18 protein-coding genes are annotated in these 15,819 nt (G+C 69.1%); 11 read left to right on the forward strand and 7 right to left on the reverse strand.

What is annotated here, in order from left to right:
• Positions 1–30 precede the first annotated feature (30 nt).
• Positions 31–594: a GNAT family N-acetyltransferase gene (locus AC4D2O_RS18085; protein WP_490908766.1), complete on the reverse strand. Its 564-nt coding sequence runs from the start codon at positions 592–594 to the stop codon at positions 31–33.
• Between the two features lie 127 nt (positions 595–721).
• Entirely contained in the window at positions 722–2,293 is a 1,572-nt protein-coding gene (locus AC4D2O_RS18090; RefSeq protein ID WP_490908767.1) for an MFS transporter, read from the reverse strand.
• 61 nt (positions 2,294–2,354) lie between these two features.
• Here AC4D2O_RS18090 and AC4D2O_RS18095 point away from each other — a divergent pair, with 61 nt between their 5' ends.
• From AC4D2O_RS18095 to AC4D2O_RS18105, 3 genes are all read left to right on the forward strand, one after another.
• Complete coding sequence (locus AC4D2O_RS18095) at positions 2,355–2,912, forward strand: TetR/AcrR family transcriptional regulator (RefSeq protein WP_490908768.1); 558 nt, start codon at positions 2,355–2,357, stop codon at positions 2,910–2,912.
• 65 nt (positions 2,913–2,977) lie between these two features.
• Complete coding sequence (mscL, locus tag AC4D2O_RS18100) at positions 2,978–3,397, forward strand: large conductance mechanosensitive channel protein MscL (protein WP_490908769.1); 420 nt, start codon at positions 2,978–2,980, stop codon at positions 3,395–3,397.
• Entirely contained in the window at positions 3,394–3,702 is a 309-nt protein-coding gene (locus AC4D2O_RS18105) for a hypothetical protein (RefSeq protein ID WP_490908771.1), read from the forward strand. Before mscL ends, AC4D2O_RS18105 begins: the two co-directional genes overlap by 4 nt.
• Positions 3,703–3,711: 9 nt before the next feature.
• Here AC4D2O_RS18105 and AC4D2O_RS18110 read toward each other — a convergent pair whose 3' ends face one another.
• The 3 genes from AC4D2O_RS18110 to AC4D2O_RS18120 all read right to left on the reverse strand — a co-directional run bounded on the left by AC4D2O_RS18110 (position 3,712) and on the right by AC4D2O_RS18120 (position 7,158).
• Entirely contained in the window at positions 3,712–4,476 is a 765-nt protein-coding gene (locus tag AC4D2O_RS18110; RefSeq protein ID WP_490908772.1) for a VldE C-terminal domain-containing protein, read from the reverse strand.
• Positions 4,477–4,597: 121 nt separating this feature from the next.
• Complete coding sequence (locus AC4D2O_RS18115) at positions 4,598–5,578, reverse strand: serine hydrolase domain-containing protein (protein WP_490908774.1); 981 nt, start codon at positions 5,576–5,578, stop codon at positions 4,598–4,600.
• 86 nt (positions 5,579–5,664) lie between these two features.
• Positions 5,665–7,158: an FAD-dependent oxidoreductase gene (locus tag AC4D2O_RS18120; protein WP_490908775.1), complete on the reverse strand. Its 1,494-nt coding sequence runs from the start codon at positions 7,156–7,158 to the stop codon at positions 5,665–5,667.
• Positions 7,159–7,302: 144 nt separating this feature from the next.
• Here AC4D2O_RS18120 and AC4D2O_RS18125 point away from each other — a divergent pair, with 144 nt between their 5' ends.
• The 7 genes from AC4D2O_RS18125 to AC4D2O_RS18155 all read left to right on the forward strand — a co-directional run bounded on the left by AC4D2O_RS18125 (position 7,303) and on the right by AC4D2O_RS18155 (position 13,645).
• Positions 7,303–8,916 carry a cryptochrome/photolyase family protein gene (locus tag AC4D2O_RS18125; RefSeq protein WP_490908777.1) on the forward strand — a complete coding sequence of 538 codons (1,614 nt, stop codon included), beginning with the start codon at positions 7,303–7,305 and terminating at the stop codon, positions 8,914–8,916.
• 8 nt (positions 8,917–8,924) lie between these two features.
• On the forward strand, positions 8,925–9,908 hold the full coding sequence (locus AC4D2O_RS18130) for an aldo/keto reductase (protein WP_490908778.1): 984 nt from the start codon (positions 8,925–8,927) through the stop codon (positions 9,906–9,908).
• Positions 9,909–10,054: 146 nt separating this feature from the next.
• Complete coding sequence (locus AC4D2O_RS18135) at positions 10,055–10,300, forward strand: hypothetical protein (RefSeq protein WP_490908779.1); 246 nt, start codon at positions 10,055–10,057, stop codon at positions 10,298–10,300.
• Between the two features lie 15 nt (positions 10,301–10,315).
• Positions 10,316–11,233 carry an FHA domain-containing protein gene (locus AC4D2O_RS18140; RefSeq protein ID WP_490908780.1) on the forward strand — a complete coding sequence of 306 codons (918 nt, stop codon included), beginning with the start codon at positions 10,316–10,318 and terminating at the stop codon, positions 11,231–11,233.
• Positions 11,234–11,281: 48 nt separating this feature from the next.
• Entirely contained in the window at positions 11,282–11,806 is a 525-nt protein-coding gene (locus AC4D2O_RS18145; RefSeq protein ID WP_490908781.1) for a 2'-5' RNA ligase family protein, read from the forward strand.
• A gap of 189 nt (positions 11,807–11,995) precedes the next feature.
• Positions 11,996–12,877 carry a GAF domain-containing protein gene (locus AC4D2O_RS18150; RefSeq protein ID WP_490908782.1) on the forward strand — a complete coding sequence of 294 codons (882 nt, stop codon included), beginning with the start codon at positions 11,996–11,998 and terminating at the stop codon, positions 12,875–12,877.
• 135 nt (positions 12,878–13,012) lie between these two features.
• Positions 13,013–13,645: a GNAT family N-acetyltransferase gene (locus AC4D2O_RS18155; protein ID WP_490908783.1), complete on the forward strand. Its 633-nt coding sequence runs from the start codon at positions 13,013–13,015 to the stop codon at positions 13,643–13,645.
• A 76-nt stretch (positions 13,646–13,721) separates the two neighbouring features.
• Here AC4D2O_RS18155 and AC4D2O_RS18160 read toward each other — a convergent pair whose 3' ends face one another.
• Positions 13,722–14,876 carry an MFS transporter gene (locus AC4D2O_RS18160; protein ID WP_490908784.1) on the reverse strand — a complete coding sequence of 385 codons (1,155 nt, stop codon included), beginning with the start codon at positions 14,874–14,876 and terminating at the stop codon, positions 13,722–13,724.
• A 55-nt stretch (positions 14,877–14,931) separates the two neighbouring features.
• On the opposite strand from AC4D2O_RS18160, the gene AC4D2O_RS18165 reads away from it, so the two are divergent.
• On the forward strand, positions 14,932–15,510 hold the full coding sequence (locus AC4D2O_RS18165) for a TetR/AcrR family transcriptional regulator (RefSeq protein WP_490908785.1): 579 nt from the start codon (positions 14,932–14,934) through the stop codon (positions 15,508–15,510).
• Here the strand turns inward: AC4D2O_RS18165 and AC4D2O_RS18170 are convergent.
• Positions 15,500–15,706 (reverse strand): LysE family transporter, encoded by a 207-nt coding sequence (locus AC4D2O_RS18170; protein ID WP_490908786.1) that lies wholly within the window; start codon positions 15,704–15,706, stop codon positions 15,500–15,502. The two genes, AC4D2O_RS18165 and AC4D2O_RS18170, sit on opposite strands and share 11 nt — an antisense overlap.
• Between the last annotated feature and the right edge of the window lie 113 nt (positions 15,707–15,819).

Genomic DNA, 15,819 nt, shown 5'->3' on the forward strand with positions numbered 1-15,819 from the left:
TGTTCGCTGTGCGCATCGCTGTCGGCGCGGTCACAGCCGCATCAGGATGCGCGGGAACCCGTTCACCACAGACGTGGTCTCGGCCGCCTGCGTGAAGCCGGCCTGCTCGAAGAGCCTGCGTGTGCCGACGTACGCCATGGTGGGATCAACCTTCCTGTCCCCGTTGTCCACGGGGTACCCCTCGATGGCCGGCGCGTCGTAGGAGCGCGCGAAGTCGACGGCGCCGGCGAGCAGGCGGTGCGAGATGCCCTTCCCGCGATAGCCGGGCCGGACCCGGATGCACCACACGGACCACACGTCGGTGTCGTCGATGTGCGGGATCCTGCGGTTCCGGGCGAAGCTCGTGTCGGCGCGCGGGTGCACGGCGGCCCAGCCGACCACCTCGTCACCGTCGTAGGCGAGGACTCCGGGCGGCGGGTCCTGCGCGCACAGGCGCCGCACGAGGTCGCCGCGATCCGGGCCCACCAGGGCGGTGTTCTGCCGGGAAGGGATGCGGTAGCTGAGGCACCAGCAGACATTCGCGTCCGGCCGCTTGGGCCCCACCATCGCTGCGACATCGGCGAACACCGTCGCGGGGCGCACCTCGATCACCATGGGTCCACTGTTCCACCCTCCCCGTCGGCGGACAACGGCCCGGACACCGACGGGACCACAGGAACCCGCCGGAACCCACGAGGGGTCCGTTCCTCCCGGAACGGACCCCTCGCGCAGTGCGGGTCGCCTAGTGCCCGACGCGCTCCGCCGTCGTGCTCCGCAGGCTCCATGCCGCGAGGACCGAGGCGCCGACCATGAGCAGGGCGGCGATGCCGGCCGTGACCGTGACCCCGCTGTCGAAGGCGTGGAAGGCCGAATCCCGGAGGAGGGATGCACTGGTGGGACCGAGCTGCGTGGCCACCTCGACCGCCCCTCCGAGGGTCTCGGTGGAGGACTCGGCCTGGGCGCTGCTGAGGCCGGCGGGCAGCAGCAGGTTGCGCTGGTAGGACGCCAGCAGGATGCTGCCCAGCACCGCGGTGCCGAGGACCGACCCCACCTCGTAGGCGGTCTCCGAGACGGCCGACGCGGCACCGGCCTTGGCGGCCGGGACGGTGGACAGGATCAAGTCGTTGGACACGGTCTCCGAAGCGCCGACACCGACCCCGAGGACCACGAACGCGATCATCAGGAAGCCGGCGGACCCGCCCTCACCGAGCAGCGCGATCATGGAGTACGCGACGGCGGAGAAGAGCAGTGAGATCGACACGACGACGTGCGGCGGCAGGCGCCGGGCGAGGGGCACGACGCCGAGGCCCGCGACGATCGTCATGACCAGCCCCGGCAGCAGCACGAGCCCGGCGTCGAGCGGGGTGTAGCCGAGCACCAGCTGCAGGTGCTGGGACACGAAGAACAGGAATCCCACGAGCGAGAAGATCGCCAGCAGGTTCACCAGGACGGCGCCCGTGAAGGCCCGCACCGTGAACAGGCGCACGTCGAGCATGGGGTCGCGGCGCTGCAGCTGACGCATGACGAACACCGTGCCGGCGGCGAGGCCGATGAACGCGGCGGTCACGGAGACGAGCAGCGGTCCACCCTTGGCGAGGTTCTTGATGGCGTAGACCACCGGCAGCATGGTCCCGATGGACAGGATGATGCTCGCGTAGTCCACGCGGCCCGGGTTGGCGTCCTTCGACTCGGGGACGACGACGGGGGTCAACGCGAGCATGAGCACGAGCACGGGGACCGCGAGCAGGAACACGGAACCCCACCAGAAGTGCTCGAGCAGCAGGCCGCCGAGCAGGGGCCCGAGGGCGGCGCCGGCCGAGAAGCCCGCGGCCCAGACGGCGATGGCGATCCGGCGCTGGTTGCGGTCCGTGAAGATGTTGCGGATGAGCGAGAGCGTGGAGGGCATGAGCATGGCGCCGAAGACACCCAGTCCCACGCGGGATGCCACGAGGTAACCGGCGGTCGGCGCGAAGGCGGCCGCGACGGAGAACAGGGCGAAGCCCACCGCGCCGATGATGAGCAGGCGGCGCCGGCCGAAGCGGTCGCCGAAGCTGCCCATCGCGACCAGGAGTCCCGCCAGGACGAGCGGGTAGCTGTCCACGATCCAGAGCAGCATGGTGCCGCTCGTGGCGAAGTGGCGGGAGATCTCCGGCAGGGCGAAGCTCAGCACTGTGTTGTCCACGGAGACGAGCAACACCGGCAGCATCAGCACGGCGAGGGCGAACCACTCGCGGCGGCCGGCAAGGGAGGGGAGCTGAACGGCACGCGGGTTCACCTCGGACACACGTGCGGAAGCGGAGGGTGTGGTTGTCATCCCTCAAGGCTATACCGTCCAGCCGGTACAGTACAAGAAACGTGACCGGTATCATGAGCGGGTGTCCAGTTCCCGCGAGCGCATCCTCGACAGCTTCGAAAACGCGTTGATCCGCGACGGTGAGCGGGCCGCCACCATGGAGGCGGTGGCCGCCGCAGCCGACGTCTCCAAGGGCGGACTGCTCTACCACTTCCCCTCGAAGGAGGCCCTCGTGGACGGCCTCGCGGATCGTCTCCGCGGACTCGCCGATCGGGACCGCGAGGCGATGGCCTCGGCCGAGGACGGAGCCGCGCGCTACTACGTACGCACCTCGGTCTTCGAGGACAGCGCCCTCGACCGGGCGCTCGTGTCCATGGCGCGGCTCGCCCAGCAGGGACACCCGACGGCGAAGTCCTCGCTGGCCGAGATCCAGGAGGGCTGGCTCGATACGCTCCAGGCGCAGCTCGGTGACCGCACCGCTGCGCGCGCCGTCAAGCTGCTCGGCGACGGCCTCTACTACGATGCCGCCTTCTTCGCCACGGACGGGGCCGGCCGCACCAGCCGCGGGGAGATCGACGACCTGCTCGACGTCGTCGACCTCATCGTCTCCCGGCGGGGGAACGCGCCTGCGAACTCCTGACGGCGTGCGTTCCCGGCCCCGTCGGAGCCTGCCGACCGTCCATGCCACGACCCCGAGAGGATCCCATGATCAAGGGCTTCCGCGACTTCATCCTGCGCGGCAACGTCATCGAACTGTCCATCGCCGTCGTCATCGGCAGCGCCTTCACCGCGCTCGTCGCGGCGTTCACCGCGAACATCGTCAACCCGATCGTGGCCTCCGCGGGCGGCATCGACGCCTCCGGCCTCGGGTTCCGCCTCCGACCCGGCAATGACGCGACGTTCGTCGATGTCGGAGCCGTCATCACCGCGATGATCACGTTCCTCATCACCGCCGCCGTCGTGTACTTCCTCTTCGTGGTGCCGATGAACCGCGCGAATGCCCGGCTCCGGGCCCATGCCGAGGCGCAGGGCCCCGTGCAGGAGCCCATGCCCGTCGACACCGCGCTCCTCACCGAGATGCGGGACCTGCTGAAGGAGATGGCTGCGCGGGACGCCCGGCGATGACCGTCCTCGCCGTGGGCACGCAGCGCGTCCCGCTGCGTGCTGCGGTGAATCCGTTCAACTCCTTCGGGTTCTTCACCATGCAGGGCAACATCGCGGCTGCCGTCGTGCTGCTCGTGCGGGGCGCCACCGACGGCTGGGTCCCGTACGCGTTCCTCGATCCGGCGTCAGGCTATCTCTCCGCGTTCCTCTACGTGGCCGGCATCGCCGTCTCCATCGCGGGCTTCGGCGCTCTCGTCATCCTCATCAGCAGGTCCACGGGTTCCGTGAGCGGACTCGCCGCCAGGGTCCGCCGCACGCGAGGCTGACACCCGCCCTCAGGCAGGGCCACCACCGAGGACGTCCACGTGGACGTGGTCGAGGTGGCGCAGGATCTCGTTGGCGGGTTTGGGTGCGTCGTAGGGATGCCACTGCCCCCGGTCGAGGTGTGCGCTCCAGAACCGGTCGTCGAAGATCACGTACTGGATGTCCAATTCGTCCGCGTGGGCGACCAGCCAGTGCGCGAGCATCCACCCCTCACGCCGGTTCTCCTCGGTCACCGGGCGGAAGAGGATGTCGATGGCCCGGCCGTCGTAGTGCGTCGAATCCCCGCCGTGCCCCTGGCCGACACCCCCCGGCGCGAAGCCACCCACGCTCTGCTCGCCGAACACCTCCGCCATGTCCGTGCGCACCTGCTCGGCACGGGGTGTCAGGCCGGTGGCGGTGAGCTCTTCCAGCGGCAGATCCGTCGCCGCTGATCCCCGGCAGCTCAGGACGGGCCCTGCGTCACCGACCGGCCCGTCGGCCAGTCGCTGCAGCACCGCGTCGTCCAGGCCGGAGGTGTCGGGGGCCGCCACGCCCCGGGCGGCGAGTGCCACGGCGGTGGTGGCGTGCTTCGCCTGGGCTCGGTCGATTCCCATCACCCCGTCGGAGGTCCCGACCGTGCAATCCGGGCCGCCGGGCAGGGGGATGCCTTCCGTGCGCAGGGCGCCGAGCACACCGGGCCCGAGGAGGACCGCCACCGCGGCGAGCCCGCCGAGCAGGAGGACGCCCAGGAGCAGCCGCCCGAAGAGCCCGGCTCGGGTGACGACGGTTCGGCTCACGATGACGGACCCCTTGTGTGGCGATTGAAGTGCTGCCCGACAGCCCCCAGGAGCAGCTGAAGGGTTAACTCGACCGCCGGGTCCGGAAGTTCCCGTCGGCGGGACCTCGACCCCGCACCGGTCAGCGGTCGGGCGACGACGCCGTCCCGGACGTGAAGTCCTCCAAGAGCCGGAGACCCTGCCGGTCGACGGAGCGGTGGACCGCCGTGAGCACGACGACTCCTGTACCGGCGGCGCGGTCGACGCCGATCCAGCTGCTGAACCCTCCGGTGCTGCCGTTGTGCCACGTGACCCTGCGGCCGTGATGCTCGATGGTGATCCAGGCGGCGCCGATGCCGACCCGGGGCGCGAGGTCCGCGACGGGATCGAGCGCCGAGACGCCCCGGACCGTCCCGTCGAGGACCGAACGGAGGAAGTCGCGCATCGTATCGATGGTCGCGCGGATGCCTCCCGCGGGCGCGATGGCCTCGCCGACCCAGGGGTGCATGGGGCGCCCGAAGCGGGTGGATCCCCTCAGGTCCGCGGGCCCGAGGTCCCCTGCGCGTGCAGGCGTCGAGAATTCCGGCCCGAGGACGTCGTGCAGGAGCCGCTCGTAGCTGCTGCCGGTTGCAGCGGCGACGGCGTGTCCGAGCAGCTGGAACCCCAGGTTCGAGTAGCGGGGCCGGGGGGTGCCGAGCCGCAGGCCGCGCGTCTGCTCGAGGAGCTCGGCGAGTGAATCGCCGTAGGGGTTCTCGCCGCGGATCCACAACCGGAGCGATCGGCGGACCGGCTGCATGCCGGGCGGCAGGCCCGGGAGCCCGGAGCGGTGGGTGGCCAGGGACCCCAGGCTCACGGAGCCGACGTCCCCGTGCCCTTCCAGGGGGAGCAGTTCGCGGAGCACGGTGTCCGGGGAGACGATGCCCCGCTCCACCGCGTCCCGGTACAGCAGCCCCGTGAGCCCTTTCGAGATGGACCCGATCTCGAAGGTGGAGCGGTGGTCCGAGCGCGCCGTCGCCGTCAGCTCACGCCCGGGGGCGACGACCGCCACCGCTGCGGGTGCTGATCCGACCGCGCGGTCCACGGCCCGCACGAGGTGCGCGTCTCCCGCCCATCCTGTCGTCATCGCGATCTCCCTCCGTCGGTGGTGCGTCTCCGTGGCGGGCTCCTCGCCGCGCGCAACAGGGTCAGGAGACGGGCGTGCTCTCCGGCCTACCTGCGGGTGTCCGCCAGGTCCGACGTCGACGGGCCCTCCAGCAGTTTGCCGTCCGCCGTGAACCGCGAGCCGTGCAGCGGGCAGTCCCACGACCGTTCGGCGTCGTTCCAGGTGAGGACGCCCTTCAGGTGCGGGCATACCGCGGAGACGCGGTGCTGGACGCCGTCGACCGTGCAGACGCCGATGGGTCGTGCGCCCTCGCGGATCACGCGCCCCTCGCCCTCGGCGGGAGCGGACGACGCCGACCGCGCGAGGCCCGAGAGCCAGCCCGTGACCATCTCCATGCCGACGACGGCGTTCGCCTGGGCGGTCTGCAGGGCATCGGCCGGGCTGACCTTCGTGCGGTAGAGCGTCTCGGCCCACGGCATGTTGCCGCCCAGGATCTCGGCCGCGAGGGCGAGGGACGCGGCGACGGCGTTGGTCATGCCCCATTTGTTGTAGCCGGTCGCGGCGTAGATGTGCCCGCCACCGGCCGGGACCTTGCCGACGAACGGGACGGCCGCGGCCGGGGTGTAGTCCTGGGCGGACCACGCGTAGGCGGGCCGCGCGGTGGGGAAGTACTCCTGCGCCCAGCGCGTGAGGTCGTCCACCTTCGCCTGCGTGTTGGAGCTGTGGCCCACCTTGTGGCCGTTGCCACCGACGATCAGGTACTTCGTGCCGTTCACCGTGGCGGTCCGCAGCGACCGGGTGGGGGAGTCCGCGCTGAGGTACATGTCCTCCGGCACGTCGTCGCCGACCGTGAACGCCACGCAGTAGGAGCGCATGGGCTGCAGCACGGCGAAGTACCCGCCGCGGTCGAGGATCGGGATGCCCGTCGCGAGCACCACGTTCGATGCCGTCACGGCGCCCGCACTGGTCCTCAGTTCGACGCCGTCGCCCCCCGCGCGAGCCTTCGCGACCCCCTCGACGCGGACACCCTCGATGAGTGATCCGCCGTGCCGCCGGAACTCGGAGGCCAGACCGGCGAGGACCTCGAGCGGGTGGAACTGCGCCTGGTCCTTCAGGCGCAGGGTCTTCCGGACGGGGAAGGGGAGTTCCGCGGCGTTGCCGAGTTCGGTGACGAGGCCGGCCTCCGTGCAGGCCTCGTGCTCGTCGGTGAGCTTCCGGGCACCGGTGTCGGTGGTCGCGTAGTCCACGGCATCGCGCCGCTCGTAGCCGATACCGTGCTCGTCGCAGAACCGCAGCAGCCAGCTCTGGCCCTCCCGGTTGCCGGTCACGTAGGCCCGCGCCAACTCGGCGTCGTGGTGCTTGAGGATGGTGGAGATGCTGGTGCCCTGGAGGAGCGAGACCTTCGCGGTGGTGTTGCCCGTGGTCACCGCCCCTGCGGTCCGGGCTTCGAGGATCGCCACGCGGTGGCCGGCCCGGGCCAGGAGCAACGCCGTCGTCAGGCCCGTGAGCCCTGCCCCCACCACCACGGAGTCGTACGCGGCGCCGTCCTGCAGGGAGTCGGACGGGATGGGCGGGGCGGTGTCGAGCCAGAGTGATCTCACGGTGGTCCTCTCAGGAGCCGAACGGTGCTCCCACGGAACCACTAAGCCTGCTTACAGTCAAGCGTCCGAGGGTCGTCCGAGGCAGTGTCTGAGGCGGGCGCTAGGGTGGCGGCCGACGACTGTTTCCTCCAGGAAGGCGCCCCGGTGCACGTTCGACTCGTCCTGCCGCACCAGCTGTTCGAGGAGCACCTCGAGGCCTCCCGCGACACCCGCTTCGTGTTCCTCGAGGACGACCTCCTGTTCCGCAGCCTGCGGTTCCACCAGCAGAAGCTGGTGCTGCACCGTGCCGCGATGACCCTCTTCGCGGGACGCCTGGAGGATGCGGGCTACGACGTGGACTACGTGGAGACGTCGGCCGAGCACGCCAGCCAGGAGCGCCTGGCCGCAGTGCTCGCCGACCGCGGGGCCACCCTGGTGACCTACTACGACGTCGTGGACGACTGGCTCGAGCGCAGGCTCACCCGCACGCTCGCCGACGCCGGCGTCGAGGCGCACGTCCTCGAGACACCGCAGTTCCTCACGGCACGCGACGTCCTGGGCACCTACTTCTCCTCGCACAACTGGCGCATGCAGACCTTCTACGAGTGGCAGCGCAAGCGGCTCGGCCTCCTGGTCGAAGCCGACGGCTCCCCGACGGGCGGGAAATGGAGCTTCGACACGGAGAACCGCAAGAAACTCCCGAGGACGCTCACCCTGCCGGACCTGCCCGCGTTCGAGCGCCCCGTGGAGGTTCAGGAGGCCATCGCCTGGGTGGCGACCGCCTTCCCCGACAACCCCGGCAACGCCGAGTCCTTCAACTGGCCCGTCACGCACCGCCAGGCGTCCGACGCCCTGGAGGCGTTCCTCACTGAGCGCTTCGAGCTGTTCGGCCCCTACGAGGACTCCATCGCCGTGGGCCAGACCTATCTGTTCCACTCGGCCCTGAGTTCCAGCATGAACACCGGGCTCCTCAGTCCCGCCGAGGTGGTGGATCTCGCGCTCGACTTCGCGGAACGCCACGACACGCCGATCGCCAGCGTGGAGGGCTTCATCCGCCAGGTGATCGGCTGGCGTGAGTACATCCGCGCGTCCTACGTGCTCCGCGGGCGCGAGATGCGGACCGGCAACACACTGGAGCTCACCGCGGACCTCGACGAGCGGTGGTGGACCGGCGAGACCGGCCTTGCACCGGTGGACTCCGTGATCACGCGGATCCTCGACACGGCGTACGCGCACCACATCGAACGCCTCATGATCCTCGGGAACGCGGCCCTGCTGATGCGGGCCAGGCCCGACGCCGTCTACGAGTGGTTCATGGAGATGTTCATCGACGCGTACGACTGGGTCATGGTGCCCAACGTCTACGCCATGAGCCAATATGCCGCCGGCAGCATGATCACCACCAAGCCCTACGTCAGCGGCAGCAACTACATCAAGAAGATGAGCGACTTCAGGGACGGCCCCTGGCGGTTCAGCTGGGACGCGCTGTACTGGGAGTTCGTCAGTGACTACCGGGACCTGTTCGCCCGCAACCCGCGGTCGAACATGGTGGTGGCGCTCCTGGACCGTATGGACGCCGAGCGGCAGAGGGACCTGCAGCACGAGGCCGCCCGCTGGATCGCCGGCAAGGGGTCGACGTCGGTGGGCGAGTACCGCCCGGCCCGCACGGAGGAGCGCACGCGGACGCAGGCGCGCGCGCCGCTGGAGGATCGCACGACGCCGGAGGATCGCGCGACGGCGGGGGCTCCGGCGACCCAGGCCACGCTGCCCGGCCTATAGTCGGAATCATGGAACAACGAATTCTCGGAAGAACCGGCCGTCCCGTCTCCGTCGTCGGCCTCGGCACCTGGCAGCTCGGCGCGGACTGGGGCGAAGTGGAGGACAAGGACGCCGTCGCCGTCCTCGACGCCGCCGTCGAAGCGGGCGTGACCTTCTTCGACACGGCGGACGTCTACGGCGACGGGAGGAGCGAGACGACGATCGGGCGGTTCCTCGCGGACAACCCGGACCAGGACATCCTGGTGGGCACCAAGATGGGCCGCCGCGTGGACCAGACCCCCGAGAACTACTCGCTCGCCAATTTCCGCCAGTGGATCGACCGGTCACGGGCCAACCTCGGCGTGGACGCCCTCGACCTCGTGCAGCTGCACTGCCCGCCGACCTCCGTCTACAGCTCCGACGAGGTGTACGACGCCCTCGACACCCTCGTGGCCGACGGCGTGATCAGGAACTACGGCGTCAGCGTGGAGCGCACCGACGAGGCGCTCGCGGCCATCTCCCGCGGCAGCACCGCGAGTGTGCAGATCATCCTGAACGGATTCCGCCTCAAGCCGCTCGACGAGGTCCTGCCCGCCGCGAAGGCGGCCGGCGTCGGCATCATCGCGCGCGTCCCCCTCGCCTCCGGCCTGCTCTCCGGCAAGTACACGAAGGACACCGCGTTCGCGGAGAACGACCACCGCAACTACAACCGCAACGGCGCAGCCTTCGACGTCGGTGAGACCTTCTCCGGCGTCGACTACGAGACCGGGCTGCAGGCTGCGCAGGAGTTCGCCGACCTGGTGCCGGACGGCGTCACCACCGCGCAGGCGGCACTCGCCTGGATCATCGCGCAGGACGGCGTCAGCACGGTCATCCCCGGAGCACGCAACCCAGAGCAGGCACGCGCCAATGCCGCCGCAGCCGATCACACGGAACTGGGCGGCAGGATCAGCGCGGACGTCGCCGGCATCTACGACCGCCACTTCAGGGGCACGGTCCACCCGAAGTGGTGACCTGCAGGACACCGGGACCCGCCGGCGGTGCGCACGTATCGCGGCGGGTACCGGTGGCTCGGCGCCTCGACTAGGGTGTGGGGTACCCACGTCAGACGGAGTCAGAGGACGTCTGTCATTGTTGAAGAACCGATGAAGGAATCGACATGACTGAGAACACCTCGAGCGCGAGCGCCGGCGATACCCACACCATCCGTGACTGGACGGACCTCGCCGAGGAGATGTGGTCCTACCTCACCGGCCGGGGCGCCGCCATCAACTACACGCTCCAGGACATGACCATCGAGGTCCCGAGGGACATCGGCCCGGACGCCCCGCGTGCCACCTGGAAGTTCGACGGGACGCTCCGCATCACCACGAGTGACAACGCCGCCGGCACCGCCCAGGGCTGAACCGCCCCGACCGACATGGCATCGTCACTCAGGTTCGACATCGACATCGACTTCTCGCTGGCGGAGCCGGCCACCGACGGCAAGCCGGAGGCGAGACTGACCGGCACCGTGAAGGCGGCCGGCACCACCGTCGAGATCTTCGTCGACGACCCGGCAGCGTTCCGCGGGAACAACCTGCCCGGCATCGGGCAGGTACGGGCGTTCGCCGGAGCCCTGGCGCGCCGCGGACTCGCGGTGTCCGTTGCCGGTCCCAAGGGCCCGCTGGTCAGCCTCGGCGCGGTGAAGACCTCCATGGCGCAGCGCCTGATCACACGCTCCCCTCACATCCGGCTCGGGTCGCCGGGGACGCTCGCGCCGCTGCTCGGCATCGGGCGGCGCGCGCTCGAGAAGGGCTCCGCACCGTCGCTCCTCCCGCCGTCCACGCCGTTCCCCCTGGTGCCGACGGTCAACCGCCGGATCAGGCGGACCATCACGACGACGCACTACGTGCGGGGAGGCGGCCGCCCGCGGCTCATCTTCGTGCAGAACTCGCAGGTCTGGAACGGCCAGGTGCCGCGGGAGTTCGAACTCGTGGCCGACCACACCACGATCGGCAGTTCGGGCGACGCGATGCTGAGGCTCGACGGCCTCGATGACGTCCACGCGGAGGTCCTGCACACCGAGGATGACGAGTACGTGCTGGTGCCGCGCGGCGCCATCACGGGCAGCGTCAACGGCAGGGAACCCTCGATCCTGCGGACCGGCGCGCGGATCCAGCTCGGCGCCTGGGCACTGGCATTCTTCCGGGAGGAGTACGCGGACCACGGCAGGCCGTTCGGCGGTCGCAACGGTGGGGAGCTGTCCTACCAGCGTCCGCAGCGCAATCCCCGTACCGGGGCCACCGAGGTGGACGGCTCGGAGGGCGTCGGCGACTTCCGGCGACAGCCACGCTGAGCCGGCGGGCAGGGGAGCCGCCGGGACCGGCAGGAGGGCACGCACGGCATGGCCGATGACGTCGAACTCCTGCTGGGACCGGCGTCGGAGGCGTTCCTGCTCGAGGACTGGGCTGCGCTGGAGGCCGCCGGTCTGCCCAACCAGTCCCAGCACCAGTCCTTCAGCAACGCGCCGCACATCACCCTGGCGGCTGCCGCACGCATGGACGACCGTTACGACGTCGATCTCGCGTCCGTCGTGGCGGGGGACGGGCCGACGCTGGTGACGGCGGGCTTCCTCGTCTTCCCGACGCGGCGCAAGTTCGTGCTCGCCCGCCAGGTGGTGGCCGATGCCGCCCTGACGGACCTGCACTCTCGTATCTGGCGGGTTCTGGACGGCGTCGCGGACGCCGTCCCCACCACCGTGCCCGGCGCGTGGACGCCGCACATCACCCTCGGCCATGGCCTCACCGCGGACCAGCTGGCGTCCGCCTTCGGCATCCTGCGGAACCGCCCGAGGGAGCGACTCGATGCGGGGATCGTCCGGCGCTGGGACGCGAAGGAGAAACGCCTCGTGCTGCTCGGCGGCTCGTGACCGCCGGACTCGGGGGCCCCGATCCGCTCGGGACGAAGGCATTCTGCAGGTTCAAGGGCTCGCATCAATTTCCTGCTCATGGTCGGTCCGACCACGCAGGACACGCATAGCGCTAATCTTGATCCGTAGCGCGCATTCCGTCGGAACGCCCTGCAGGGAAACCCGAATGAGTTGGTGGAGGAATCAGGCATGCTGGATGAGTATGTGCAGCAGTGGAGCGCGATCCAGGCCGTCCGCGCCGCCGCCCTGTACCTCGAAGATGTTTTGACGACGTATTCCGAACTCGCAGGCGAAGCCGACGAGTTGGAGATCCAGGGATACCTGTCCGGCCTGGTGATGCTTTCCGCACCCGAGCGGGACCTGCTCGCCCAGGCCATCAATGAACTGCTCGACAGCACTGGCTCCACGGTCGACGGCGCGCACTACAGCGACCAGGACGTCGCTTCCCTCTCCGGCTACAGCGAATACCTCCGCGATCTGGCACTCTCCCCCGACGGCTACGACTTCACCGCCCCGCCGGTCGGGGACCATGGCGCCGGCGCTGGTGTTCCTGCCGCTGATTCCGGTGACCCCACTCATGCCGAAGCTGGACATGATCCTGACCCGGACGAGACCGAATTCCGGCGCGTCCACGCGTTGTACGAGTCGAGGCTGCTCGAGACCGGGCCGGAGGAACGCTTCGACAGGATCACCCGGCAGGCCCGCGAGTACTTCGGCGTCAGCTCGGCCTCCATCGCCCTGATCACCGAGGACGCACAGGTCATCAAGTCCGTCGTCGGACCTATCGGCCAGGACCTTCCACGGGGCCTGGCATTGTGCGCGAGGACCATCGAGAAGGACCGCACTCTCGTCATTCCTGATGCCACCATCGCCCCGCAGTGGCGGGATCATCCCCTCGTCGCCGGAGGGCCCCGGATTCGCTTCTACGCAGGCCACCCCATCAGCACAGTCGAGGGCTGGCGTATCGGTACCCTCTGCCTCATCGACGAGCGACCGCGCACCTTCACCGAGGAGGATGTGCAGGTCCTCAGGCGTCTGGCCGGGCAGGTCCAGCTCGAACTCTGGGTCTAGGCCGGGGCTGCCGATTCCGGTCGCCAGGCAGGGTCGTCAGCCGGCTTGGTTTGCTTTCGGGTGTCTTCTCGATATCCTCTTGCAGACACCGGGGTCTAGACGAAGGCCATGGTTCTGACCCATACAGGAACGGCTATGACAGAACTTTCGCACCCAGTCCACACCAGTCCCACTCGCACGACGACGACGGTCGAGTCGGGCTCTACGCTCTCGCTGGCCGACCCTCCGGCCGGTCACGAGGAACCCGAGCCGCAGACTGCCCGTCATGAGCGCGACATCACGCTGCTCGATGATGACCGGTCCCATGGAGGCCTTGCAGCACGATCGACCCGACAACTGCGCGTCCTGGCCAACCAGGCCTTCAAACTCATGGATACCGGACATCCGCCCGCCGGTGCCATGGATCATTACGAAGCGATCGTCGATGAACTCGAGTGCCGCGCACGGCAGGCCGCAACCCGCGGTCCCGATCTCGCGCTCGAGCTCAAGGAGACGTTCCGCGACAACGCCCTGTACTGCCGGTTCGAGCTGATCATCGACGGCGCCCTCGCCGCATGGCTGAAGTACACGATGAACGGAGCCCGGATCGTGCTCCTCGACGGCGTGGAACAGCCCGGATTCCAGGACCAGGGGATCGGCGCGACCCTCATGCGTCACGCCGTGCTCAACGCCCACAAACGCCGTCTGAGCCTCACCCCCCGATGCCCCATGGCTTCGGCTTTCTTCGCCGACAACCCCCAGTACAGGCTCCTCGCCGGCCGGCACTAGGAGGTCGACGGGCAGCAGTTGCACTTCGACCGTCCCGCCACCGGGCGTCACGCTCGACAACCCGTCGGACGATTCCTCACCGGGCGCGGGAATTCGGTCGGGTAGGGGTCGTGCCACGGATCGCCGGGGCGATGCTTGCACCGGCGATCACGGCAGAGATGGCAAAAGCCGTTGTGGGGCCGACCATCCCCAGCAGTGCACCGATGAGTAGTGCCCCGAGGGCCTGGCCGAGGGCCAGCGTGATGAAGAGGGCCGCGGTTCCGGCTGCGCTGCGTCCAGGAAGCACACGGGTGGCCCAGGCGATCAGGATTCCGCTGAGCGCGACGTAACTGGCGCCGAACGCCCCACCGGCGACGTACACGGCTGTGACGTCAGCGGGCCAGGCGCCGATGACCAGCGTGGCCGAACCCATCAGTGTCGTGGTGGTGATCCATCCCGTTCGCAGACCCCATCTGGTGACGAGATCGCCGGAGAAGGCGCCTGCGATGCCGGCCGCTCCCAGACACACCCAGAAGACGGTCGCTTCGGGTTCGGTCATTTGTCCTTGCGTGACCACCAGGGACCGGCCGAAGGTCCAGACGGCGGCGCTGGAGACACCTGCGAGGAGCGCGGCAGCCGCGGCCAGAAGCAGGGGTCTGAGGTCTGCGATGCGGGAGGTGGGGCGTTCTTGGGTGCGTGGGACTGCTGCGGATCGTCGGCCCGTAGCCAGTACGGCGATGGTGGCGCTGATATTGATGATGGTGATGATCCACCAGGCTGTCCGCCATTGATCGGTGAGGATGAGGGCGAGGGGCCCGGCGATGACGACACCGAATCCTGTGCCTGAATTGACCACCGCTTGTGTCCGGGCGGCATCGGATGAGCTGATCTTCTCCTCGACAAGCGTGACCAGGCCGGGTGAGGCGAACCCCGCGCCGGCGCCGGCGATGAGCATGCTGACCGCCAGAACCGCCACGGACCCTGAGAGCGCCACTCCGATGCTGCCCGCGGACGCGACCGCTCCAGCAAGGAGCACTGTCCGGCGGGGTGCGCCGGTCATGCGGTACGCCGCGGCTGCCGCAATGCAGTAAGCGACGAAGCTGCCGCTGGAGATGGTGCCGGTGACCGCGGGAGTCAGGTCGAAGGACCGGCCGAAGGCTGGAGCGAATAATCCATAGCCGAATCGACTCAGCCCGTAGGTGGCCGCGATGAGGGCGGTAGCACTGATGACGAACGGCAGATCGGTGCGCACTCCGCCTCCCAGGTAGAACGACCGTTATAGTAGAACCGACGTTATAGTGGACGCCATGGAAGTACAAGTCAGGCATTCACCGGCGAGGCAGCGGCTACTGGATGCCGCGGACGAACTCTTTTTTCTGAACGGCATCGCCAGGACCGGGGTGGATGAGGTACTTCAACGGGCGGGCGTTTCCGTTGCCACCCTCTACGCGCAGTTCGGCAGTAAGGACGGCCTGCTTCAGGCCAGTCTTCAGCGGCGGCTCGAGATCTGGGAGGCCTATTGGGATGAGGCGATCAGAGCGGCGAATTCCGATCAGGATCGTCTGCTGGCGGTTTTCGACGCCCTGGAGCTGTACCGCGCACGCCAGCACAACGTCCGCTGGTGCGCGTTCCTGTCGACCGCTGTGGAGATCTCCAGTACCGCCCATCCGGCAGGTGACCTGATCGGCGCCGACACGGCACTGCTCACCCGGCGCCTCCAAAGGCTTTCAGAACCACTGGCCGGGGTCCGCGCGGAGGACCTGGCAGCGTCTATTCTGCTCATCTACAACGGGACTCTGACAAGCTTCCTGCGCGGCAGTCCCACCGATCCGATCTCTCACGGCCGGAGAATCGCCGACCTTACAGCCAGTACCTTCACCAGCTGATCAGGTTCGTGACCAGTCCCATGCGAAAGAGCTTGCTCGAGGAATAGCGGAGAAGCCCGCTCGGCTCGAACAGGGATATGCCGCCCGGTCGCAGTGTCTTGTAGGCCAGCCAGAGCAGGTAGAGGGCGCCGGCCACTTTCAGGGCGATGAACAGCCATGGCGCGACGAGGAAGAACGCGGCAGCGAGTGAGATCAAGGGGTCCCGCCCTGATCTGCAGTACCCAGGTACTGCACTGCAGATCAGGGCGGGACCCAGGTCCGATGTGTTCGCCGGCGAGCACGCCTAGCGTGGTTCGCATGCGAAAGAGG

It is taken from the genome of Arthrobacter sp. TJ-238 (assembly GCF_058269215.1).

Coding starts and splice junctions, on each gene's coding strand:
- AC4D2O_RS18115 (WP_490908774.1), bottom strand. CDS start 5,578: ATGACGACAGGATGGGCGGGAGACGCGCACCTCGTGCGGGCCGTGGAC.
- AC4D2O_RS18090 (WP_490908767.1), bottom strand. CDS start 2,293: ATGACAACCACACCCTCCGCTTCCGCACGTGTGTCCGAGGTGAACCCG.
- mscL (WP_490908769.1), top strand. CDS start 2,978: ATGATCAAGGGCTTCCGCGACTTCATCCTGCGCGGCAACGTCATCGAA.
- AC4D2O_RS18150 (WP_490908782.1), top strand. CDS start 11,996: ATGCTGGATGAGTATGTGCAGCAGTGGAGCGCGATCCAGGCCGTCCGC.
- AC4D2O_RS18155 (WP_490908783.1), top strand. CDS start 13,013: ATGACAGAACTTTCGCACCCAGTCCACACCAGTCCCACTCGCACGACG.
- AC4D2O_RS18085 (WP_490908766.1), bottom strand. CDS start 594: ATGGTGATCGAGGTGCGCCCCGCGACGGTGTTCGCCGATGTCGCAGCG.
- AC4D2O_RS18105 (WP_490908771.1), top strand. CDS start 3,394: ATGACCGTCCTCGCCGTGGGCACGCAGCGCGTCCCGCTGCGTGCTGCG.
- AC4D2O_RS18140 (WP_490908780.1), top strand. CDS start 10,316: ATGGCATCGTCACTCAGGTTCGACATCGACATCGACTTCTCGCTGGCG.
- AC4D2O_RS18165 (WP_490908785.1), top strand. CDS start 14,932: ATGGAAGTACAAGTCAGGCATTCACCGGCGAGGCAGCGGCTACTGGAT.
- AC4D2O_RS18135 (WP_490908779.1), top strand. CDS start 10,055: ATGACTGAGAACACCTCGAGCGCGAGCGCCGGCGATACCCACACCATC.
- AC4D2O_RS18130 (WP_490908778.1), top strand. CDS start 8,925: ATGGAACAACGAATTCTCGGAAGAACCGGCCGTCCCGTCTCCGTCGTC.
- AC4D2O_RS18145 (WP_490908781.1), top strand. CDS start 11,282: ATGGCCGATGACGTCGAACTCCTGCTGGGACCGGCGTCGGAGGCGTTC.